The organism is Gordonia alkanivorans (genome assembly GCF_004011905.1).
GTDB classification, from domain to species: Bacteria; Actinomycetota; Actinomycetes; order Mycobacteriales; family Mycobacteriaceae; genus Gordonia; species Gordonia alkanivorans.
Map to the genome: position 1 here is coordinate 1,038,541 of NZ_CP027114.1, position 22,264 is coordinate 1,060,804.

Annotated in this window: 16 protein-coding genes and 3 pseudogenes; 9 read left to right on the top strand and 10 right to left on the bottom strand. The window is 65.9% G+C overall.

Annotation, left to right across the window (positions count from 1 at the left end; translation table 11 throughout):
• Positions 1-19: 19 nt before the first annotated feature.
• Positions 20-577 (top strand): hypothetical protein, encoded by a 558-nt coding sequence (locus C5O27_RS04755; RefSeq protein WP_075862908.1) that lies wholly within the window; start codon positions 20-22, stop codon positions 575-577.
• Here C5O27_RS04755 and C5O27_RS04760 read toward each other — a convergent pair.
• Positions 558-1,889 (bottom strand): MFS transporter, encoded by a 1,332-nt coding sequence (locus tag C5O27_RS04760; RefSeq protein WP_006361141.1) that lies wholly within the window; start codon positions 1,887-1,889, stop codon positions 558-560. The two genes, C5O27_RS04755 and C5O27_RS04760, sit on opposite strands and share 20 nt — an antisense overlap.
• A gap of 167 nt (positions 1,890-2,056) precedes the next feature.
• On the opposite strand from C5O27_RS04760, the gene C5O27_RS04765 reads away from it, so the two are divergent.
• Together C5O27_RS04765 and C5O27_RS04770 are read left to right on the top strand one after the other, a co-directional pair.
• Positions 2,057-2,650, top strand: a complete 594-nt coding sequence (locus C5O27_RS04765; RefSeq protein ID WP_127962049.1) for a YqgE/AlgH family protein — start codon at positions 2,057-2,059, stop codon at positions 2,648-2,650.
• Positions 2,651-2,755: 105 nt separating this feature from the next.
• On the top strand, positions 2,756-4,798 hold the full coding sequence (locus C5O27_RS04770) for a CocE/NonD family hydrolase (protein ID WP_127962050.1): 2,043 nt from the start codon (positions 2,756-2,758) through the stop codon (positions 4,796-4,798).
• 67 nt (positions 4,799-4,865) lie between these two features.
• On the opposite strand, the gene C5O27_RS04775 is transcribed toward C5O27_RS04770, so the two are convergent.
• The 4 genes and pseudogenes from C5O27_RS04775 to C5O27_RS04790 all read right to left on the bottom strand — a co-directional run.
• Positions 4,866-5,873, bottom strand: coding sequence for an ATP-binding protein (locus C5O27_RS04775; RefSeq protein WP_244216591.1), 1,008 nt, complete (start codon positions 5,871-5,873; stop codon positions 4,866-4,868).
• A gap of 511 nt (positions 5,874-6,384) precedes the next feature.
• Positions 6,385-7,623 (bottom strand): IS256 family transposase, encoded by a 1,239-nt coding sequence (locus tag C5O27_RS04780; protein ID WP_127962051.1) that lies wholly within the window; start codon positions 7,621-7,623, stop codon positions 6,385-6,387.
• 105 nt (positions 7,624-7,728) lie between these two features.
• On the bottom strand, positions 7,729-8,091 hold the full coding sequence (locus C5O27_RS04785) for an AlbA family DNA-binding domain-containing protein (protein ID WP_244216592.1): 363 nt from the start codon (positions 8,089-8,091) through the stop codon (positions 7,729-7,731).
• 78 nt (positions 8,092-8,169) lie between these two features.
• A pseudogene (locus tag C5O27_RS04790) lies at positions 8,170-8,448 on the bottom strand (bile acid:sodium symporter); the annotation flags it as partial.
• A gap of 163 nt (positions 8,449-8,611) precedes the next feature.
• Between C5O27_RS04790 and istA the strand changes: the two are divergent.
• The gene (gene istA, locus C5O27_RS04795) at positions 8,612-10,123 is read left to right on the top strand and encodes an IS21 family transposase (protein WP_127962052.1); all 1,512 of its coding nucleotides are present in this window, start codon (positions 8,612-8,614) and stop codon (positions 10,121-10,123) included.
• Entirely contained in the window at positions 10,120-10,908 is a 789-nt protein-coding gene (gene istB / locus C5O27_RS04800; RefSeq protein WP_062394395.1) for an IS21-like element helper ATPase IstB, read from the top strand. Before istA ends, istB begins: the two co-directional genes overlap by 4 nt.
• Before the next feature lie 66 nt (positions 10,909-10,974).
• Here the strand turns inward: istB and C5O27_RS04805 are convergent.
• Positions 10,975-11,697, bottom strand: a pseudogene (locus tag C5O27_RS04805) (bile acid:sodium symporter family protein); the annotation flags it as partial.
• A gap of 28 nt (positions 11,698-11,725) precedes the next feature.
• Complete coding sequence (locus tag C5O27_RS04810) at positions 11,726-12,247, bottom strand: SdpI family protein (protein ID WP_127962053.1); 522 nt, start codon at positions 12,245-12,247, stop codon at positions 11,726-11,728.
• Positions 12,248-12,378: 131 nt separating this feature from the next.
• On the opposite strand from C5O27_RS04810, the gene leuS reads away from it, so the two are divergent.
• Positions 12,379-15,276: a leucine--tRNA ligase gene (gene leuS, locus C5O27_RS04815; RefSeq protein WP_035753922.1), complete on the top strand. Its 2,898-nt coding sequence runs from the start codon at positions 12,379-12,381 to the stop codon at positions 15,274-15,276.
• 24 nt (positions 15,277-15,300) lie between these two features.
• On the opposite strand, the gene C5O27_RS04820 is transcribed toward leuS, so the two are convergent.
• Together C5O27_RS04820 and C5O27_RS04825 are read right to left on the bottom strand one after the other, a co-directional pair.
• Complete coding sequence (locus tag C5O27_RS04820) at positions 15,301-17,100, bottom strand: alkyl/aryl-sulfatase (protein ID WP_127962054.1); 1,800 nt, start codon at positions 17,098-17,100, stop codon at positions 15,301-15,303.
• Between the two features lie 165 nt (positions 17,101-17,265).
• Positions 17,266-17,598, bottom strand: coding sequence for a TfoX/Sxy family protein (locus C5O27_RS04825; protein WP_006361133.1), 333 nt, complete (start codon positions 17,596-17,598; stop codon positions 17,266-17,268).
• Between the two features lie 72 nt (positions 17,599-17,670).
• Here C5O27_RS04825 and C5O27_RS04830 point away from each other — a divergent pair, with 72 nt between their 5' ends.
• Both C5O27_RS04830 and C5O27_RS04835 read left to right on the top strand, forming a co-directional pair.
• Complete coding sequence (locus C5O27_RS04830) at positions 17,671-18,861, top strand: acyl-CoA dehydrogenase family protein (RefSeq protein ID WP_127962055.1); 1,191 nt, start codon at positions 17,671-17,673, stop codon at positions 18,859-18,861.
• Positions 18,862-18,981: 120 nt separating this feature from the next.
• Positions 18,982-20,224 (top strand): annotated as a pseudogene (locus C5O27_RS04835) (amidohydrolase).
• A 42-nt stretch (positions 20,225-20,266) separates the two neighbouring features.
• Here the strand turns inward: C5O27_RS04835 and C5O27_RS04840 are convergent.
• Positions 20,267-21,118: an RDD family protein gene (locus C5O27_RS04840; RefSeq protein WP_006361130.1), complete on the bottom strand. Its 852-nt coding sequence runs from the start codon at positions 21,116-21,118 to the stop codon at positions 20,267-20,269.
• A 144-nt stretch (positions 21,119-21,262) separates the two neighbouring features.
• On the opposite strand from C5O27_RS04840, the gene C5O27_RS04845 reads away from it, so the two are divergent.
• A complete protein-coding gene (locus C5O27_RS04845) occupies positions 21,263-22,255 on the top strand; it encodes a stage II sporulation protein M (protein WP_006361129.1) in 993 nt (330 codons plus the stop codon).
• The last annotated feature ends 9 nt before the right edge of the window (positions 22,256-22,264 follow it).

Consider the following 22,264-nt stretch of genomic DNA (forward strand, 5'->3'; position numbering starts at 1 on the left):
TGCATGCGTCCAAGAACGCATGGACCCGGTGATCGAGTATTTCTTCGGGCCCGGCGATGGTTCGACGACCCGCTGGTCCACTCCTGCCGACACCGCTCTCGGCGATTCCGGGCCCGACGCGGTCCGCCTCGACTTCGACGGTGACGGCCGTCGGGACGACGCGATGTGGGACACCGACGGCGACGGCAAAGCCGATGTGGCAGCTCTCGACACCGACGAGGACGGGGAGCCGGACGCCTTCTACCGCGACTCCGGCGCGGGGTTGTGGGACCGTGCCGTCGACCGCGTCGGGGTGGTTGGCGAATCCGGCTCGCCGGAGGCGCGCTCCCCCGAGGCCGACGGGTCAGGGGAACCCGACGGGCCGAGAGACTTGCGCCTCGACCTGGACGCGGACGGATCCACCGACCTCGAACTGGTGGGGGCCGAGAAGGGAGGTCGGCTGACGGCCGAGCGCCTGTATGTCGACGCCGACGGGGACGGTGTGACGGACACGGTGCTGGTGGACCTGAACGGAGACGGGGTCGCCGACGCGGCCTACGACAAGCGGGACCCGCGGTTCACGCGGCGGGGTCGCTGACCGCCCGTGGACCGGCCGCGGGTTCACCGGCTTCTTCCGCACGGTTGTAGAGGGCGCGCACCGCCACCATGCCGAGCAGGTAGAGCACCACACCCAGGACGACGAGCACGGTGGCGTGGCCGTCGACGGGGATCGCCAGTGCCGCGATGGTGACCGCGCCGACGTAGGCGATGTTGAACACGGCATCCTGCACGGAGAACACCTGACCGCGTACCGCGTCACCGACGTCGACCTGCATCGCGACGTCACCGCACAGTTTGGCGACCTGGCCGATCAGACCCAGCACGAACGCCGATCCGCAGATGACCGCGAAGTGGAATCCCAGGACGGTCACCTCGGCGACGGCTCCGACGCCCAGTGCACACATCAGCGCGGCGTACCGCCCGACGCGTGCCACCGCGATCGGGGTGATCACCGCGGCGAGGAGGGCACCTGCTCCGGTGAAACCGATGACGAGGCTGACGCGGTCGAGCCCGTCGCCCGGTCCCATCTGCCGGGTCAGCACGAGGATCATCAACGTGTTCATGCCGAACACGAGTCGGTGGGCGCCGATGGCCGACAGTGCGGCCGCCACCGTCTTGTGGGTCGCGACCGCCCGGGCGCCGTGCCACAGGCCGACCGAGACCGCATGGAACGCCGACCTGCCCGGATCGTCGGGTTCGTCGGGACCCAGTTGCAGCGGTCGGAATCCATGCGCCAGACCGCCGGATACGACAGCCAACACGATGCCGGCGAGCATGGTGAGCGCACTGCCCGAGTTGTCGTCGCCGAAGATGGCGCGCAGACCCAGCGTGATCCCGAGTCCGACGCTGAGCATCGCGCCGCCGAGCGTCGTGAACAACGCGTTGGTCGCCACGATCACCTCGCGTCTGGCCACGTGCGGGAGTCCGGCGGACAGACCCGCGGCGACGAACCGGCTCGCACCCGTTGCGGCGAGTGCGGAGATCAGCACCACCAGGTCCGGTGCGCCGGATGCGACCGCGATTGCGACGAGTCCGATGATCGCGCCGCGCAACAGGTTCGCGTACAGCAGCACATTGCGTCGATCCCAGTGATCGAGCAGCGCTCCGGCGAACGGACCGATGAGCGAATAGGGCAACAACAGCACTGCGAGACCGCCCGCGACGGCCAGCGGATCCGCGTGACGTTCGGGGTTGAAGAGGATGCTCCCGACGAGCGCTGCCTGGAAGATCCCGTCCGTGACCTGACTCGAGAGACGGACGAACAGCAACCGTCCCAGACCCGGTGAGTGACGGAGCGAATGGATGAACACCGACCACCCGCGGCTTTGGCTCACCTCGGTGCTGTTCACCCGTTCAAGCGTACTCACCGACGCCGGTGGGGTCCGTCGGCTGCGCCGACCCCGGGACTCGACGGACGTGCGATGATGGCTGAGTGGCCGGCGGTGACGACGCAGACGATCCCACACCGGAATTCCGCTCCGGGGATCCTTCGGCGGGCAGCGGTGACAGTGGTCGCATGCCCGGTGTCCCCTGGGACGCCGATCCCACCCATCGCGTCCGTCCCGGCACCGCGCTGATCGCTTCGACCGATCTCATCGAACCGACATTCGCGCGCACGGTCATCTATGTCATCGAGCACAACGAGGCAGGCAGTCTCGGCGTCGTCCTCAACCGCATGAGCCAGACAGCGGTGCACAACCTGCTGCCGAAGTGGACGGACATCGCGGCGTCGCCTCGCGCGCTCTACGTCGGCGGCCCGGTTAAGCAGGACGCGGCACTGTGCCTCGGCGTGATGAAGCACGGCTACGACGTCGACGACCATCCCGCTCTTCGTCCCGTCGACGGCCGCGTAGTCCTCGTCGACCTCGACGCCGACCCGGAACCGCTGTCCGAGGTGCTCGAAGGTGTGCGCATCTTCGCCGGCTACAGCGGATGGGGAATCGGTCAGCTCGACGACGAGCTCGACCAGTTCAGCTGGATGCTCGCCTCGGCACTCCCCCGCGACCTGCTCGCCCCGCCCGGCGCCGACGTCTGGTTCGACATCCTGCGCCGGCAACCGTGGCCGATGCCGCTTCTCGCGACGCACCCGATCGACCTCAGCCTCAACTGACCACCGGTGACCCGCATCACTCCTAATGCTAAGTTGTGATCTTGATCAGGTATCGCCGCGACGACGCTCAGCCGTCGGCGCGGCGCATCACACGCGGGGGTGTGTATGGGCAGGTCGTCGAAGAGTGTTCGTCTGCTGGCGGGGGTGATCGCACTCGTCGCGGTGTTGGTCGCGCCGACCGCGGTCTCGGGTGCCGCACCGAGTGGTCCGACGGGAGGGTCGGCGGCAGCACGTTGGGCCGCGAGCCACGACGGTCCGCAACCTCATGCCGGCGTGAACGTCAGCTGGGACGTGCCGATCCGGATGAGCGACGGCACCGTCCTGCGTGCGAACGTGTACCGGCCCGCCGACGCCCGTGAACGTCCGACGTCGACGAAGACGCCGGTCATCGTCAACATGACCCCGTACACCAAGCTGGTCAGCTCGATCGGTTCCGCGGTCACCCAGCATCCGGTGCTCGAACCGTTCCTCCTGCAGCTCGCCCGGTCGATCAATCTGTCGGGCACCCCGATCGACGGCATCAACGACATCGCGCACACCATCCGTGACGGCGGCGCCAAGACCTTCCTCGTCGACTTCGACCTCGTCCGCAGCGGTTACACGCAGGTCGTCGTCGACGTACGCGGAACCGGCTTCTCCCAGGGCAAGTGGGATGTCTTCCAGGACCGCGAGCAGCGCGACACCGTCGAGGTCATCGACTGGGCGTCGAAGCAGCGGTGGTCCAACGGCAAGGTCGGTATGTCGGGGGTCTCCTACTCGGCGATCAACCAGATCCAGGCCGCCAACAAGAACCCGAAGGCGCTCAAGGCGATCTTCCCGGTCGAACCGGGCGGCGACCTCATCCGCGACATCGTCGCGCCCGGCGGCGCACTCGGCGTCGGCTTCCTGCCGCTCTGGCTGACGCTGGTCAACACCACCAAGATGATCCCGAACGTGGCGTCGATGCTGAACGGCACCTTCGACTGGAAGTGGCTGGCCGACCGGATCGCCGATCCCCTCACCTTCTACCCGCAGCTCCTCGCCGGCCTCTTCACCCCCGACATCGCGTCGGTGCCGCCGGAGCTGAAGGAGTTGCTGGAGACCGACTCCGAGCCGCGCACGGCCTGGCTCGATCGCGCCGAGAACATCACCACGCCGACGTTCATCTACGGCGGTTGGTTCGACCTGTTCACCAACTCCGAAGTCCGTATGTACAACAAGATCCCGCTGCCCCCCGGCAAGAAGCAGCTGATCATGGGCGACGGTTACCACCTCACCATCGGTGGCGGCCAGCAGGGACGCGCCGGCACGCCGCCGCGCCTGGACGTGCTGCAGAAGGCCTGGTTCGACAAGTGGCTCAAGGGAATCGACAACGGCATCGACTCCTACGGTCCGGTCAACCTCAAGCAGGTCGGCGACTCCTGGATCACCGCGCGGCAATTCCCGCGCGCCGGGATGGAACGCCAGCGCCTCTATCTGAGCGACCGTCGTAGCGGTACCGCCCCGTACGCGGTCCGCGACGGCAGCCTGACCCCGACGGCGCCGCAGTCGCGGGCGCGCATGACAATCGCCCCCGGCCTCGCACCCGTGTGTTCGCGCGACGCCGCGCAGCAGATGGCCGGTGCGCTGGCGATCTTCCCGGGCTGCGCCGACGACGCCCGGATCTCCGAACGCGCCGCGCTGACGTTCACCACTCCCCCGCTGACGACGACCCGCAGCGTGTCCGGTTACTCGAACGTCCGGCTGAACACCGTGCTCGACGCCACGGACGGCTACTGGACGGCCACCCTCAACGACGTCGCACCCGACGGCACGTCGAAGGTCATCAGCTCCGGTCAGGTGGTCGCGTCGCTCCGCGGGTACGACCGTGCGGCATCACAATTCGCACCCAACGGCGACGTGATCGACCCGTTCTACGACCTCACCCTGTCGACACGGCAGCGGGTGGCGCCGGGACGGCCGGTCAGCATCGACATCGGATTGCTGCCCACCGAGGCGATCGTGAAGCCGGGTCACCGCCTACGCGTCGACGTCTTCGCGATGAACTTCCCGCGCGGACTGCCGCTGCGGCCGCTGCTCAACGAGTCCGGACTGAGGCCGCAGCACATCCAGCTCGACCCGAACCGGCCGAGCTTCGTGAACCTGCCGGTCTCGACGCCTATCGGCTGACGCTTTGGCGTACTCGCAGAACGGGCCCGACGATGTTGATTCACTCCCACCGTCGTGATCGAAGCAGCTACTCCGAGCCGTCCGAGAACAGTGTGAGCGATTCACCCTTGGAGGTTTGCTTCCGTCTTGTCTTCTTCGCGGGGAATCTCGGTCCCGGTCCGTACTTCACGGCCTTGCCACGGGTCTGAGTGGATACCCGGGTTAGGACTTCACGCCCGACAAGATTCTTGAGAATGTCGCGTGCACCGTAAACGTCGATGTCGAATAGACGCTGAACTGTCGCGTTGTTTATTGAGTTGTATTCCCGGACATGGTCGATGATCTTCCGGTCGACTTCGCTGCTTGTACGAGAGTGATAGGCGACCGCAGGGCCAAGGCGAGCGAGTACATCGCCACGGAATCTGTAATTGGGATACTTGCGATTTCGCGTCCCTGCTGTGGGCTCGACAAGCTCGACCTCGGGTTGGCTTGCGTGGCGAAGAGCAGACTCCGCATCTTCGACCGAACGTTGGATGATCGGTGCTATTTGCTGCGCGGTCACACTCTTCTTGGCGCACAATCGCATCAGTATCAACAGAGTGTCGGTGTCGTTCTTCAAGTCCTCGGGCAGCTCTACAACCAGTCGAGCGACATGGATATTTGGTGGGGCACCCCTGAACAGCACCTCTACGCGGTCGGGGTAACTCTGGATTTCGGGCAGAGGCCGTCCGCTTCGCGCCATTTCGCGAAACATCCGATTTACTCCTTGGCCGAGGTATTCCCCCCAACCGAGGGTGTTGAAGGCCTTGGCGAGCGATGGGTATCTCGGTTTCGTTCCACGCGTGAGGATGTTGTCTGGAGTGACGCCAGCTACTAGCGGGCCAGGGGAATTGATGTTCAGCGTTGCGGGCGAGTGGCGTACTTGGACTGGCTGGTTTTCGCGTAGGTCGCGGTGGATCAGGGCGTTGGCGAGCGCTTCGCGGATGGCGATCGACGAGAAGTCCTCGATTGCGAGTTGCTGGCCCGAGCGAACGGTTATGGGTGTGACAGAGAGACGGGCTGAGATCACCTCAAGGACCTCGGCGAAGGTTGTCACCAGCGGCGTGCCCCATCGGCGACTGAAGTCGGCTTCGCCGCTGGGGGTGCGGCGGTGTTGATAAACGAGTAGCTCTTGTGGGCCACTTGACGACCTCTCGACAAGGAGGATCTCGCCTGCCCTTGTGAGGCATCCGTCGTCCGCTGCTAACCCGAGTCGACGCACGATTTCCGCTGGGCTAGAGCGTGACAAGTGAACCCTGGCGTCGTCGTCGGTCAGACGCAGGAGCTCACGGACTTTCTCTATTGCGGTTGTGTCGACTGCGTCGATCGGAGTGCCCGATGACTCTGCAGACCAGTCGTTTCCGCGCCGTTCGTCACTCAATCGCGCGACCGCGCCCGGATCCATAGGACGGCACTCAGACATCCAGCGCTGGCGGTACTCGCCTTGGGACGTTGAGTAGACTTCGAGGCCCTCTGGCACTGTGATCTGCAGTAGGACAGCGCCCCGTGGGGTGGTGGACTTCGGATCGCGTGAGCAGCGCGTTGTGATCAACGAGTCGTGCCGAATGTTAGGCGATTTGGCGTGTTTCGTCGACTGTTTCGGCAGCGTGGTGTTTGGCGGCGATGACCTTGCGAAGTTCGGCCATGCTGATGTCGGAGAGGTAGCGGCGGGTGACCTGCCACTCGTCGTGGGCCTCGATCACGACCGCGGTCGCCAACCGCAGGAACGCGGCGGGGTTGGGGAAGATCTCGACGACATCGGCGCGGCGTTTGATCTCCTTGTTGAGTCGTTCGATCGGGTTGTTGGACCAGATCTTCTGCCAGTGGGCCTTGGGGAAGGCGGTGAAAGCGAGCACGTCGGACTTGGCCTCGGCCATCATTGCTGCGACCTTCGGAAATGACGATTCCAGGGTGTCGGCGACCTGGTCCCACTGCGTGGCGACCTCGGCGGGCTCGGTGTGAGCGAAGATGGTCTTGACCGCCGCGGTCACCACCGGCGCCTGTTTCGCCGAAACCACGCCGTGCAGGTTCCGCATGAAATGTACTCGGCACCGCTGCCACGATGATCCAGTGAATTGCTGGGCTACAGCGGCTTTCAGTCCCGCATGGGCATCGGAGATCACCAGATGTACCCCCGACAGGCCCCGCGCTTTGAGAGAGGCGAGGAACTCACGCCAGAACTCGAAGGACTCGCTGTCACCGACCGCGGTACCCAACACCTCGCGGGTGCCGTCGATCGACACCCCGGTCGCCACGACCAGGGCTTGAGATACCACGTGGGCGCCGACCCGAACCTTGCAGAAAGTGGCATCAGCGAACACGTAAGGAAACTCAGTGTGGGTCAGGGAGCGTTCGCGGAACGCGGCAATGTCTTTGTCCAGGCCGGCGCAGATGCGGGAGACCTCGGACTTGGAGATGCCCGAGGAGACGCCAAGGGCGTTGACGAGATCGTCGACCGAGCGTGTGGACACGCCGTGAACGTAGGCCTCCATCACGACCGCGTGCAGGGCTCTGTCGATGCGTCTGCGTCGTTCGAGCAGGCTCGGGAAGAACGACCCAGCTCGCAGCTTGGGGATCTTGACTTCGACATCGCCGGAGGTCGTCGACACGGTCTTGGTGCGGTGGCCGTTGCGGATGTTTGAGCGTTCCGCGGAACGCTCATAGCGGTGCGCGCCGATCTTCTCAGTGGCCTCGGCCTCGATCAGCGCTTGCAGCCCCGCCCGGATCAACTCGGCGAACACCGCGCCGGAACCGGCGGAGCTGAGTGCATCAAGATGGGCGAGCAAGGCAGAATGGTCGTGGGTCATCGCGTTGTGTGTCCTTCTGTTGAGTCACTTGGTAGGTAACTCACTGACCACTACGCGATGGCCCGCCTCGACAGGGGCACCGACACGCTCTGTGACGGCCTCACCTCAGCACGGAAACCCCACCACCCCAGGGGACTTACCCTGCAGTAGCCGCGAACCCTCGTAGTGAACTTCTTCGATACTCACTGTCAGGTGGGGTTCGGTGCGGTCATAGATCGTGGATCGCAGTTTGTCGGCGTTGATTGACGTTCCGACGAATGCATCGGCCCCTCCCGGCTTGTCCTTGATCCCGAGTACAACTATTCCGCCGGTCGAGTTCGCGAAGCACACGCATGCTTCCGCAAGATCCACCGCGGTCTCTTTGAACCCACCCTGCTTCTCGGTCTTGAAGTCCAGGGTCGAAGACTCAACCGAGTCAGCAGAGGTACCTGAGCGAACTCTAGACAGAGCAGTATCGATACCGGACATGACTTTGATCCTACTTTGGGGCTAGTGACAAAGTGTCATTTGCCCCAAAGTTTCGTCAAAGTAGCGTGCCTGCGTCAGCTAGCCGGCCTCGACCGCCTCCGCCTCACGTCCGTACCGCGTCGCCAGCCACGAGCAGATGATGAGCTGGATCTGATGGAAGATCATCAGCGGTAGGACGATGAGGCCGACGGTCGAGCCGGCGAAGAGGACGGTGGCCATCGGCAGTCCGGTGGCGAGGCTCTTCTTGGTGCCGCAGAACTGGATGGCGATGGTGTCGGCGCGGTCGAAGCCGAGCTTCTTCGGCACCCAGCCGGTGATGACGAGCATGATCAGCACCAGAAGTAGCGAGATCACCGTGTCCATGGCCATGAGAAAGTCCCCATTGGTGGCCAGGTCGAGGTCCCCGCTGGTGGCCAGATAAAAGTCCCCACCCTGTGTTCGTCGTGTCGACCCGGAACTGAGGGCCCAGGCGATGACGGTGAAGGTGCCAACCGATCACCATCACCGCCTGGGAGTTCCATTGAAGTCTGCGAAGGACCGTATGGACATCATTTCTGCTTACCGAGAACTCGGAAGCTATCGCGCCGCAGCCGAGGTGTGCGGCACCACCCACAAGACCGTCAAGCGTGTGGTCGACCGGTTCGAGGCCGACGATCAACCACCCGACCGCAAGGAACGGGCCCGCAACTACGATGCGGTCGCCGAGTTGGTCGCTGAGCGAGTCGAGCGGTCACACGGCCGGATCACCGCCAAGCGACTGCTGCCGGTAGCACGTGCCGCGGGCTATGAGGGCTCGGCCCGCAACTTCCGTCGTCTCGTCGCCCAGGAGAAAACACAGTGGCGCCGTGATCATCATCGTGGCCGCCGCCCGGCGGTGTGGGCTCCGGGTGACTACCTGGTCATCGATTGGGCCGCTATCGGCGGGCTGCACATGTTCTGCGCGGTGTTGGCGTTCTCGCGGTGGCGGTTCGTTCGGTTCGCCACCAACGAAACATCCATCACCACACTCGGATTCATCGCCGAAGCGTTAGAAGAGATCGGTGGAGTGCCCAACAAGGTACTCGCTGATCGGATGGGTTGCCTCAAAGGTGGAGTCGTCGCCAACGTCGTCGTACCCACCCCCACGTATGTGCGGTTTGCCACCCACTACGGGTTTTCCCCGGACTTCTGTCACGGCGCCGATCCGGAATCGAAAGGGATCGTGGAGAACCTCTGCGGGTACGCGCAGTCGGATCTGGCGCAGCCGTTGTGGACCGAAGCCAAGATCGCTGCTGGTCGTGACGACGTGCAGCTGGATGTGCACGCAGCGAACCGGGCCGCGCGGGACTGGTGTGTCGAGGTCAACACCCGCCGTCACAGCGACACACTGTGCGTGCCTGCTGACCAACTCACGATCGAACGAGACACATTGAGCCCGTTGCCGTCTCTGCGGGCCCAGGTCGGTCCACCGCCGGTCACCCGTAAGGTCGATCGCCTCTCGTGTATCCGGTACGCCTCGGCCCGCTACTCGGTACCCAACCGGCTCATCGGCACCACCGTGACCCTCATCCAGGACGGTGAGCGGCTCCTGATCGCCGAACCTGCCTCCGGTGAGGTGGTCGCCGATCATCTGTTGGCCGCACCTGGTGAGGTCGTCCTCAACGATGATCACTACGGGGGGCCACGCACCCCGCCCAGTCGTGCACCACGGCCCAAAACTGCGGTAGAGAAACAGTTCTGCGATCTCGGTGAGGTTGCTGAGCAGTTCCTGGTCGGTGCCGCGGCCATCGGGAACACCCGCCTGGGCGGTGAACTCGATGACATCCTCGGGCTCGTCACCTCCCACGGCCGCGAACAGGTGCTCACCGCTCTGACCAGGGCGGTGGCGTTCCGGAGGTTCAAGGCCGCCGATGTGCGCTCGATCCTCGATGCCGGAGCCGGCACCCCCAACCCGCGACCGGCCGGCACAGCACTGTTGGGTCACCTGCCTACCGCGCCCACCCGCTCGCTGGATGCCTACAAGCTGGGCGCCGGCGACAAGGAGGTGTCATGACCACCACAACATCGACACCCGTTGCACCTCAGACAGTGCCGCCGCTACCGGCCGACCTCGATCACGCGCTACGCCGATTGAAACTGGCCTCGATCCGCCGCAGCGCACCCGAGGTCCTGCTCACCGCGAAAACCCAGCGGTGGACACCCGAAGAAGTACTGCGAACCCTGGTGGAAACCGAGATCGCCGCTCGTGATGCCTCCAACATCCGCAACCGACTAAAAGCTGCCGGGTTCCCGGTCACCAAAACCTTGGAATCGTTCGACGTGGCCGCATCCTCTATTCCGGCCAATACCTTCGAATACCTGTCTTCACTGGAATGGGTTCGGGCGCAACATAATGTCGCCCTGATCGGCCCTGCCGGGACGGGTAAGAGTCACACCCTGATCGGGCTGGGGATCGCCGCAGTGCACGCCGGACACAAAGTGCGGTACTTCACCGCCGCCGACCTCGTGGAGACCCTGTATCGCGGGCTGGCCGACAACACCGTCGGCAGAACCATCGACACCCTGCTGCGCCAAGATCTGCTCATCCTCGACGAGATCGGATTCGCCCCGCTCGACGACACCGGCACCCAACTGCTGTTCCGGCTCGTCGCCGGCGCCTACGAACGCCGATCTCTCGCGATCGCCAGCCACTGGCCCTTCGAACAATGGGGACGATTCCTGCCCGAACACACCACCGCCGCCAGCATCCTCGACCGGCTCCTGCACCACGCCACCATCGTCATCACCGACGGCGACTCCTACCGCATGACACACCGAACGGAGGTGCCACCGACCTAGAACATCCCGCACAGGGTGGGGACTTTTACCTGGCCACCAGCGGGGACATCAAACTGGCCGTTGACACACCGCGACGGCGATCACCTGTGCGGCGTCGACCGACGACCAGATGCCGTTGACGACGCCTTCGCTGAAGGCGACGTAGACCACGAGGACGATGGTGCTGCGGTCGGCGAGTTTGGTGATCTTGGCGTGCCGGGCGAAGAACGGCCCGACCCACGGCCGAGCCAGCTGACCGACCACGAACGGCACCAGGATCTGCGCGACGATCTTCAGGATCGACGTCGCGTCGATGCTCGCGTCGCCGGTGTTGTGCATCAGTGCGACCACCAGCAGCGGGGTGAGGAACACGCCCAGGATGTTCGACGCGGAGGCGCTGACGATCGCGCCGGCGATGTTGCCCTTCGCGATGGAGGTGAACGCGATCGACGACTGCACGGTCGAGGGCACCAGGCACAGGAACAGCAGTCCGGCGTAGAGGTCGGAACCGATCAGCGGCTCGACGACCGGCTTCAGGGCCAGACCGATGATCGGGAACGCCACGAACGTGAACGCGAGGATCGTCACGTGCAGGCGCCAGTGCTTCAGACCCTCGAGGGCCTCTCGGGGGTGCAGCCGCGTGCCGTAGAGGAAGAACAGGGCGCCGATCGCGAAGATCACGACCCAGTCGAGGACTTCTCCGGCGGCCCCGCGGACGGGTAGGAAAGCGGCGACGACCACCGCGGCGACGATCGCGAGGATGAATCCGTCGATCGGCGAGCGGTCGAGAAGGTTCTTGAGCGTGCGCATACGTCCGAGCTGCCGGCGGCAGGCCTGGTCAGGCCTGCGCGGTGTCGCTCGAGCAGACGCCGCGCAGCGAGCATGCACCGCAGCTGCTGGTGCCGCAGTCGGCGGCGGGCTCGGAGGTGCCCTGCTCCCCGGCCGGCTCGGCCTGGCTGTGGCCGTCGTCGTGTCCCGAGCAGCAGGAGCAACCCGCGTCCTCGGCCGGCACGGTGGCGGCGGCGCGGACCCCGATGGCGCTGACCAAGCCGATGATGACCAGCGCGGCGACCAGGGCGACCACACCGAACAGGATCGACCAGCCGCCGTCGACGGCGAGGGTGGCGACGGCGCCGAGGACGAGGATCACGCCGGCGCCGAGGGTGCCCGGTGCGGCCACGCGATTGGCGACGCGGAAGGCTTCGTCGGAGCGCATGGTCTCGTCGGTACGAACGCCGAAGCGGCGATTGCGCGGGAGTGAGCCGCGGAGCCCGCGGACCCCGACCGTGGCCCAGAGCCCGGCCAACGCGAAGAGCAGCACGGCAACGGCGACGGACAGGGCATTCACGACCCACAGCATACGACCGCGTCCACCGCGCAACCGAATCGAGGATGGTCGGTGAGCTGCACTTCATAGAGGCACGCGCCCGGTCGCGGGTGACGGGCTGACCGGATTTCAGGCTGGTCGGGCCCAGGATTTACCCTGGTCGGGTGACTTCAGTCGACACCACCAGCACCAACGGCTCCGCCGGCGCCACCGCTCACCGCTACACCGCGGAGGTTGCGGGCGAGCTCGAGCAGCGCTGGCAGCAGACCTGGTCCGACGAGCATGCCTACGAGGCACCCAACCCCGTCGGACCGCTGGCCGGTGACCTGAGCGCGTTCGGCGGCGGCGGCGCCGACGCCCCCGACAAGCTGTTCGTCCAGGACATGTTCCCCTACCCCTCCGGCGCGGGTCTGCACGTCGGCCACCCGCTGGGCTTCATCGCCAGCGACGTCTTCGCGCGCTACCAGCGGATGACCGGCAAGAACGTTCTGCACACGATGGGCTTCGACTCCTTCGGTCTGCCCGCCGAGCAGTACGCCGTCCAGACGGGCACACACCCGCGGACCACGACCGAGCAGAACATCGAGCGCTACCTGGGTCAGATCCGACGCCTCGGCCTCGGCCACGACGAGCGTCGTCGTGTCGCGACCACAGACGTCGACTTCTACCGCTGGACGCAGTGGATCTTCCTGCAGATCTACAACGCCTGGTTCGACGCCGATCAGGGCAAGGCCCGACGCATCTCCGAGCTGGTCGACGAGTTCGTCGCCGGCACCCGCGAACTCACCGGCGAGCACGCAGGCAAGTCCTGGGCGGACCTCTCCCCGGCGGAGCGCACCGCGGTGATCGACGACCACCGTCTCGTGTACCTGAGTGACTCGCTGGTCAACTGGTGCCCCGGTCTGGGCACCGTGCTGGCCAACGAGGAGGTCACCGCCGACGGCCGCAGCGACCGCGGCAACTTCCCGGTCTTCCGGAAGCATCTGCGGCAGTGGATGATGCGGATCACCGCCTACTCCGACCGTCTCCTCGACGACCTGGACCTGCTGGACTGGCCGGAGAAGGTCAAGACCATGCAGCGCAACTGGATCGGCCGTTCGCGCGGCGCCCAGGTCCGGTTCAGTGCGCCCGGTGTCGGCGACATCGAGGTCTTCACCACCCGCCCCGACACCCTGTTCGGCGCCACCTACATGGTGCTGTCACCCGAGCACCCGCTGGTCGATGCGCTGACCGCCGACGCGTGGCCGGAGGGCACCGACGACCGCTGGACCGGCGGCGCCGGGAGCGGCGCGGATGATCCGGCGTCGGCGATCGCCGCCTACCGTGCGTCGATCGCGGCGAAGTCCGATCTCGAGCGTCAGGAGAACAAGGAGAAGACCGGTGTCTTCACCGGCTCCTTCGCGATCAATCCGGTGAACGGACACCAGGTTCCGGTCTTCATCGCCGACTACGTCCTCATGGGCTACGGCACCGGCGCCATCATGGCGGTCCCGGCGCACGACTCCCGCGACCACGAGTTCGCGACCGTCTTCGGCCTGCCGATCATCGAGGTCATCGGCTCCGACACCGATGTGCAGGCCGAGGCCTACGTCGGCGACGGTCCGCTGGTGAACTCCGACTTCCTGAACGGTCTGAACGTCGAGGACGCCAAGGCCGCCATCGTCGAGCGTCTCGAGGCCGACGGCGTCGGTACCGGCAAGATCCAGTACAAGCTGCGGGACTGGCTGTTCGCCCGTCAGCGGTACTGGGGCGAGCCGTTCCCCATCGTCTACGACGCCGACGGTCAGCCGCACGCCCTGCCGGAATCGATGCTGCCGGTGGAACTCCCGGAGGTCGAGGACTACGCGCCGGTCTCCTTCGACCCCGACGACGCCGACAGCGAGCCGTCGCCGCCGCTGGCCAAGGCCGCCGACTGGATGACCGTCGAACTCGATCTCGGTGACGGTCCGAAGACGTACACCCGCGACGCCAACGTCATGCCGCAGTGGGCGGGCAGCTCGTGGTACCAGCTGCGCTACATCGACCCCACCAATCAGGACACCCTGTGCGACAAGGACAACGAGGCCTACTGGATGGGGCCGCGTCCGGAGCTGCACGGTCCGAACGACCCGGGTGGCCTCGATCTCTACATCGGTGGTGTCGAGCACGCGGTGCTCCACCTGCTGTACTCGCGGTTCTGGCACAAGGTCCTGTTCGACCTCGGTTACGTCACCAGCCGCGAGCCGTACCGAAAGTTGTTCAACCAGGGCATGATCCAGGCGTACGCCTACACCGACTCGCGCGGCATCTACGTGCCGGCCGAGGAGGTCACCGAGGAGAACGGCACGTTCTTCTACAACGGTGAAGAGGTCAACCAGGAGTACGGCAAGATGGGCAAGTCACTGAAGAACTCGGTGACCCCCGACGACATCTGCCGCGACTACGGTGCCGACACCCTGCGCGTCTACGAGATGTTCATGGGCCCGCTCGACCAGTCCCGCCCCTGGGCGACCAAGGACGTCGTCGGCTCGCAGCGCTTCCTGCAGCGCATCTGGCGTCTCGTCGTCGACGAGGAGTCCGGCGCGTCGCGGGTCGCCGACGCCGAGTCCGACGACGACACCAAGCGGTTGCTGCACAAGACGATCGCCGGAGTCCGCGAGGACTACGACGCGCTGCGCAACAACACCGCCGTCGCCAAGCTGACCGTGCTGACCAACCACCTCACCAAGAACTTCGAGAAGACCGGTGCCCCACGGGATGCCGTCGAAGCTCTGGTGATCATGCTCGCGCCGCTGGCACCGCACATCGCCGAGGAACTGTGGCACCGCCTGGGCCACGACACCCTCGTCGTCCGTGCGCCGTTCCCGGTGGCCGACGAGGCCTGGCTGGTCGAGGACACCATCGAGATCCCGGTTCAGGTCAAGGGCAAGGTTCGCAGTCGCATCACGGTCGCCGCCGACGCCGGTGAGGAAACCCTGCGTACCACCGCCCTCGCCGACGAGAAGATCGCCGCTCTCCTCGACGGTGCCGAGCCGCGCAAGGTGATCGTGGTCCCGGGCCGCATGGTCAACATCGTCCCCTGACGCCTCTCGATCCAACGGTTACGCTCACGGCGTCACGATCGCGAACCCTGGGTCGGGGTTGTCGATCAGTCCGATGATGGTCCCGATCACCGACGTGTCGCCCTCGAGACCGACACCGTCGGCCGACGCGCCGGTGAGAAGTCCGAGCAGATCGCGTTTGGTGAGTGTCACGACGAGGTCGGCGGGATCCTGCCGCCGCGTCGGATGGTGGATCAGGACTCCGTTCGACAGTTCCATCCGGTAGGTCTCGTCGAGATCGGTGAAATGCCAACGGATTGAGGACGACAGGTCCCAGGCCCGTGGACCGTCGAGGCGGATGGCGAGACTGTCGAAGAGTTGTGTGACGGTGAGCGCTGAGGAAACCCCGGATGCGTTGATCGGGGCGGCATGGACCTGCCCACCGAGTTCGTCGGCTCCGACGAGGAAGTTGTTGCGCCAGGTGGCGCACTCGGCGCCGTAACCCAGCGTCGTGAAGACCTGCGCGAGCAACTCTTTCGCGCCGGCATGGCCCGGCTCGGCGAAGACCGCATGACCGGCGAGTTCTGCGGCGAATCGCAGATCCCCGTCGTCGGCGAACTGTTTCGCCTTGGCGACCGTCTCCTCGACGCCGCCGAGCGCCTGCACGTAACGTGCGGCGGCGGCTTCCGGTGGATGCTGCCACAGGTGCGCCGGATTGCCGTCGTACCAGCCGAGGTAGCGCTGATAGATGGCCTTGACGTTGTGGCTGACCGAGCCGTAGTACCCACGGGCGTGCCAGGCGGCATCGAGAGCCGGCGGCATCGGGAAGTCGTCGGCGATCTCGCTGCCGAGGTGGCCCTGATTGAGTCGCCGGAGCGTCTGATCGTGAAGGTATGCATACAGATCGCGCTGCTGGGTCAGATAGACGAGCAGCTCGTCGGTCCCCCAGGTCGGCCAATGGTGCGAAGCGAACGCGACATCGGAGTCGTAGGCGAACATCTCGATCGCCTCGCTGAGATACCGGGACCAGACACGGGCGTCGCGGACCTGTGCCCCACGGAGTGTCAGGAGGTTGTGGAGATTGTGAGTTGCGTTCTCTGCCAGACACAGTGCCCGGTGATCGGGGAACCAGAAGTTCATCTCCGACGGGGCTTCCGTTCCCGGCGTGACCTGGAAGACCATCCGGACATTGTCGAAGGTCTCCTCTTGTCCGGTGTGAGTGATGTCGAGCGTCGGCGCGATCAAACCCACTGTGCCGGTAGATGTACTGGGCCCGAGGCCAGCACCGAGGGTTCCGGTTGCACCGACGGGCAGGACGATCCCCGTGTGGTACATGCTGCGCCGTAGCATCGCGGTGCCGGCGTAGACGTTCTCGGAGACGGCATGCTGGAGGAAGTGTTCGGGCGCGACGATCGGCACCGTCGTGTCGGCGTCGACGACACCGAGAACGCCGCCGAAGTGATCGACGTGAGAGTGGGTGTAGATGACCGCGCTCACCGGACGGTCACCACGATGCTCGCGGTAGAGGGCGAGGCCGGCCGCTGCACATTCCGACGAGACCAGGGGGTCGATCACCACCACACCGGTGTCCCCTTCGACCATCGTCATGTTCGACAGGTCGTACCCACGGATCTGATAGATACCGGCGGTCACCTCGAACAACCCGTGCACTGACGTCAGCTGGGCCTGCCGCCACAGACTGGGGTTGACGGTGTCGGGGCAGTCGCCGACGGTCGCCTCCGCGAAACCCGCGGCGTCGTAGACCACTCGGCCGTCGCCGCCGTGAACGACGGCCGGGTCGAGTACCCCGATCAGACCGCGGGTGGCATTGTCGAAGTCGGTCCGGTCGGAGAAATCGGCAGACATCGGGACTCCTCCACCGGCAAGCCCTGCGGTCTGCGCGGCTCAGATCGATGTTCGGTTCCCGACGCCATCACGTTCGAATCGCAATCACGAGTATCTCGCACCGGGTGCCCTGAACGTGGGGGTTCGTCAATGCCCGGCTGACGCCCGTGCCGCCGAGCTCCCGTCTCACTTCGGCGGGAGCCTCCTGGCGTAGTCGGCGCCGATGGTGACCCAGCGCGTCAGCTGCCGATCGGACGCGATCCCATCCTCGAAGACGCGCAGCCAGCCGAGTGTCTCGCGCGCCGACATGTGCATCGGCGCGGTGTGCGGGTATTCGAGCAGGGTGCTGGTCTCCTCGGGCGGCACGCGGACCATGATCCCGCCCTTGCCGCTCACGGTGACGGCCATGTTGCCGTTGATCAGGAAGGCCAGGCCGCCGAACATCGGGACCTCGTCCACGCCGACCTCCGCCGCGAGCAGCGCGCGGATGCGGAAGGCGAGTTCCTCGTCGTAAGCCACGTCTCCAGGCTATTCGGCGGGTGTGACGGGGAAAGACTTGGCAACTAACTTACCGAGCAGTAAGGTCATGCCATGGCGATCAACCTGGAGCTCCCGAAGAAGTTCGATTCGACGGTCGAGCGCACCCATCTGGCTGCCGAGCACATTTTCCGGCCGATCTCTCGCAAGTACGACAAGGCCGAGCACGAATACCCCACGGAACTCGACGACCTGGCGAAGCTCGCCAAGCAGGGACGCGGGTCGGAGAAGGCGGCCGACTCGTCGAGCAGCGACGACGGACCGTCGGTCAACGGCGCCAACATGCGCGGCCTGATCTCCGCACTCGAGATGAGCTGGGGCGACGTGGGCCTGCTGCTCTCGATCCCGGGTCAGGGACTCGGCAACGCCGCCATCGCGGCCGTCGCCAACCCCGAACAGCTCGAGAAGTTCTCCGACGTCTGGGCGGCGATGGCCATCACCGAGCCCAGTTTCGGGTCGGACTCCGCGGCGGTGTCGACGACGGCAACCCGCGATGGCGACGACTACGTCATCAACGGCGAGAAGATCTTCGTGACCGCCGGTTCGCGCGCTGATCACGTCGTCGTGTGGGCGACCATCGACAAGAGTGTGGGCCGCGCGGCCATCAAGAGTTTCGTCGTCCCGATGACCACCGAGGGCGTGACGGTCGCCCGCCTCGAGCACAAGCTCGGCATCAAGGCCTCCGACACCGCCGTGATCCGTTTCGAGAACGCCCGCGTCCCCGCCGAGAATCTGCTCGGTTCGCCGGAGATCGACACCAAGAAGGCCTTCGGCGGGGTCATGCAGACCTTCGACAACACCCGTCCCGTCGTCGCGGCCATGGCGATCGGCCTGGGCCGCGCCGCCCTCGAGGAGCTCCGCCGGATGCTCGACGAGGCCGGCCACGAGATCGACTACGACCGGCCGGCAGCCGCCCAGCATGCGACCGTCGCCGAATTCATCCGCCTCGAATCGGAGTGGGAGGCCTCGTGGCTGCACACGCTGCGGGCCGCCTGGATGGCCGACAACGCCCAGCCGAACTCCACCGAGGCCTCGATGTCGAAGGCCAAGGCGGGGCGCACGGTCACCGAGATCACCAACAAGGCCGTGGAAATCGGTGCGACAGCAGGCTTCTCGGAGACCTCTCTCCTCGAGAAGTGGGCACGTGACTCGAAGATCCTCGACATCTTCGAGGGCACTCAGCAGATCCAGCAGCTGATCATCGCCCGCCGCGTTCTGGGAAAGTCCAGCACCGACCTGAAGTGAGGTGTTGGGCAGTCCTACGACGCTCGGGTTCCCAAAGCGGCATGGACGAGAACAACTGCGTGTGACGATGGAGGCTGGGCCGGAATTCGGTCCGGACGACTCCCGTCGGAAGGTCCTGACATGACCGCACCTGCAGGCATTCGCATCGATCCCTCGTTGGAGGACCTCTACAAAGACCTTCACCGACACCCGGAGCTCGGCTTTCAGGAGCACCGCACCGCCGGTCTGGTGGGCGATCGGCTCCGAGCGTCGGGGTTCGACGTGACCACCGGTGTCGGCAGGACCGGTGTGGTCGGTGTCCTGCGTAATGGTGACGGTCCGACGATCGCGATGCGCGCGGACATGGATGCCCTACCCGTCCGCGAGGACACCGGGCTCGACTACGCCAGCACCGTCACGGCCACCGACGACACGGGTAAGACGGTTCCCGTCGCACACGCCTGCGGCCACGATCTGCACACGACATGCCTGCTGGGCCGCGGCGGACATCCTCGCCTCCACTACGTCGGAATGGTCGGGCACTGTTGTCCTGGTGTTCCAGCCCGCCGAGGAACTGGGTGCCGGCGCGCAGGCGATGGTCGACGACGGCTTGTGGGACCGTTTTCCCAAGCCCGACGTCGTGCTCGGTCAGCATGTCTCCCCGCTGCCGGCCGGCAAGATCGCCGGACACCCGGGAGCTTCGTACGCCGGGTCGGATTCGCTGCGGGTGAAGCTGGTGGGCCGGGGTGCACACGGCTCGATGCCCGAGGCCTCGGTGGATCCCATCGTGCTGGCCGCGGCCACGGTGCTGAGGCTGCAGACCGTCATCTCGCGGGAGATCCCGAGTACCGCAACTGCGGTGCTCACCGTCGGATCGATCCACGCGGGTGACGCCGCGAATGTGATTCCGGGTGAGGCCGAGATCCAGCTGAACATCCGCAGCTACAACGAGACCGTTCGCGGCAAGATCCTCGACAGCGTCGAGCGCATCGTGCGTGGCGAGGCGGCGGCGTCGGGCGCGCCGGACGAGCCGACGATCACCGAGATCGAACGCTTTCCCGTGGTCACCAACGACCCGGACGCGCTGCGCACGACCCTGGATGCCTTCACGGACTGGTTGGGTGCGTCCAACATCCTCGACCCGGGGGCAGGTGCGGGAAGTGAGGACGTAGGCATCCTGGCCACGAGTTGTGGTGCACCTCTTTCGTACTGGCTGCTGGGCGGAGCCGATCCTTCTCTGTTCACCACCGGCGACCTGACGGACCCGGCGCTGCTGAAAGTGCCGTCGAACCACTCTCCGCATTACGCTCCGGTGATCGATCCGACGCTGGGTACTGGAGTACGGGCGCTGGTCGTCGCGGCTCGTACCTGGTTGGGCCGCTAGCCGTCTCGGTGACGAGAGGCTGAGGCAACCGGCCCGCTCGGCTCAGCGCAACAACCGTTCCCGTAGCCGTGCCTCGCGTTCCAGGCGTTCGGTATCCCGACGTCGACGTTCGGCCATGATCGCGCACAGCACGTCTTCGAACGGTGCATCCCGCGGCGGAGCAGGTGCCACGAACGGAGCGACGGCGAAGACCAGTCGGCGCGCGGCGACCGCGCGGGGCTCGGGTTTCATGCCATGTCGACCGTTGAGGAACTGGCGGATGACGACGGCGAGCTCGTCGGGAATGGCCGCGATATCCGCAGACACCGCCCACGTGGCGAGTCCGGCGGGCATCTCGATGGGATGCTGCTCCTCGATGCGGTGGCGGTCGCGGATCACATAGGTCCCGGCGAGGAGATCACCGAGACGCTTGTTCTTTCGAGAGATGGCCGCGCTGATGACCGCGGGTAGACCCAGGCAGGCGTACATCTCGACGAACCCGACGAGCGCTCGGGTCAGCGACTGCCGAAAACCGGTGGGCCCGGCGTCGTCTCGCACGGTGCGTAGCCCGACCACCAGATGGCCGACGGTCTTGCCGCGGGTGAGTGTCTCGGTGACGGTCGGTAGGGCGATCACGCTGACGATGGGCAGCAACGTGCTGACGGTGCCCCGCCACGCGTCGTTCAGGTCACCGGTCACCGTGTAGGACAGCCACCAGAGGAACAGCCACAGAGCGATCCCCAGCGCGACGTCGAGCATCCCCGAGAGAATCCGGTAGCCAAGACCGCCCGGCGGTAGTGCGAGCGCGACCGCCTCACCGGAGACGAGGTCGTTGCGGCCGACGCCGACGGTGGCCGAGACACCGCCACCCCAGACGGTCGGCGGCGGCCCGACCGGGACCGGCGCACCCGCCATCACCGGAGGTCGTGGTGGCAACGATCCGGGCGGCACCGCCTCACCATACGACGCCTACTGCGGTCCGCGCGGTGTGAGCACACGCCACGACGCCCGTCGAATGACACGCTCTGCACCGGGTCGGATGCCGGTTACGCTGGCGGAGTGGATCTCGACGCCTATGTGTCCGCGCATCGCGCGACGTGGGAACGACTCGACACGCTGTCGCGCCGACGTCGGCTGACCGGAGCCGAGGCCGACGAGATCATCGACACCTATCAGCGCGTGGCCACCCACCTTTCGGTGATCCGCTCCTCGGCCCCCGACGCCTCGCTCGTCGCGTATCTGTCGGCGTTGTTGGCGCGGGCCCGCGGTCGGGCGTCGGGCACTCGGGTGAGTACCTGGTCGACGTTCATCGACTTCTTCGCCATCTCCTTCCCCGCCGCGCTGTACCGGATGCGGTGGTGGTGGCTGACCGTGATGGGTGTCTGCCTGCTCGCAGCCGCCGTCATGACCTGGTGGGTTCTGGAGCACCCGCGCATCGAGAGTTCCTTCGCCTCTCCGCAGGAGATCGAGCGTCTCGTCACCAACGACTTCGAGAGCTACTACAGCGAATACGAGGCGACCTCGTTCGCGGCGCGTGTGTGGACCAACAACTTCTGGCTCGCCGCGATGTGCATCGTCGTCGGCATCTTCGGCCTGCCGGTGATCTGGATGCTCTACACCAACATCCTGAACCTGGTGGTCATCGCCTCGATCATGATCCGGCACGGCCGCGGCGACCTGTTCTTCGGGCTACTCCTCCCACACGGCATGCTCGAGCTCACCTGCCTGTTCGTCGCCGCGGGGGTCGGCCTGCGGATCTTCTGGTCGTGGGTGTCACCCGGGAACCGAACGCGCGCAGCCGCTCTCGGTGAGGAGGGGCGGGCCGCGATCGGCGTGGCCCTGGGACTCGTCGTCGTGTTGCTGATCTGCGGCGTCATCGAGGCCTTCGTGACCCCCTCTCCCCTTCCGACCTGGGCGCGTGTCGGGATCGGTGTGACCGCCTGGCTGCTGTTCATGGCCTATGTCTTCGTCGCGGGACGTCGTGCGCACGAGTCCGGTGAAACCGGCGACCTCGCCGAGCTGGATCGAGGCCTCACCGCGCCCACCGTGTAGGAATGGACG

Excerpts from the sequence above, each read along its gene's own strand:
- C5O27_RS04770 (WP_127962050.1), top strand. The coding sequence starts at position 2,756 with ATGGGCAGGTCGTCGAAGAGTGTTCGTCTGCTGGCGGGGGTGATCGCA.
- C5O27_RS04810 (WP_127962053.1), bottom strand. The coding sequence starts at position 12,247 with ATGCTGTGGGTCGTGAATGCCCTGTCCGTCGCCGTTGCCGTGCTGCTC.
- C5O27_RS04765 (WP_127962049.1), top strand. The coding sequence starts at position 2,057 with ATGCCCGGTGTCCCCTGGGACGCCGATCCCACCCATCGCGTCCGTCCC.
- C5O27_RS04780 (WP_127962051.1), bottom strand. The coding sequence starts at position 7,623 with ATGACCCACGACCATTCTGCCTTGCTCGCCCATCTTGATGCACTCAGC.
- C5O27_RS04820 (WP_127962054.1), bottom strand. The coding sequence starts at position 17,100 with ATGTCTGCCGATTTCTCCGACCGGACCGACTTCGACAATGCCACCCGC.
- C5O27_RS04785 (WP_244216592.1), bottom strand. The coding sequence starts at position 8,091 with ATGTCCGGTATCGATACTGCTCTGTCTAGAGTTCGCTCAGGTACCTCT.
- C5O27_RS04755 (WP_075862908.1), top strand. The coding sequence starts at position 20 with ATGGACCCGGTGATCGAGTATTTCTTCGGGCCCGGCGATGGTTCGACG.
- C5O27_RS04840 (WP_006361130.1), bottom strand. The coding sequence starts at position 21,118 with ATGGCGGGTGCGCCGGTCCCGGTCGGGCCGCCGCCGACCGTCTGGGGT.
- C5O27_RS04830 (WP_127962055.1), top strand. The coding sequence starts at position 17,671 with ATGGCGATCAACCTGGAGCTCCCGAAGAAGTTCGATTCGACGGTCGAG.
- istB (WP_062394395.1), top strand. The coding sequence starts at position 10,120 with ATGACCACCACAACATCGACACCCGTTGCACCTCAGACAGTGCCGCCG.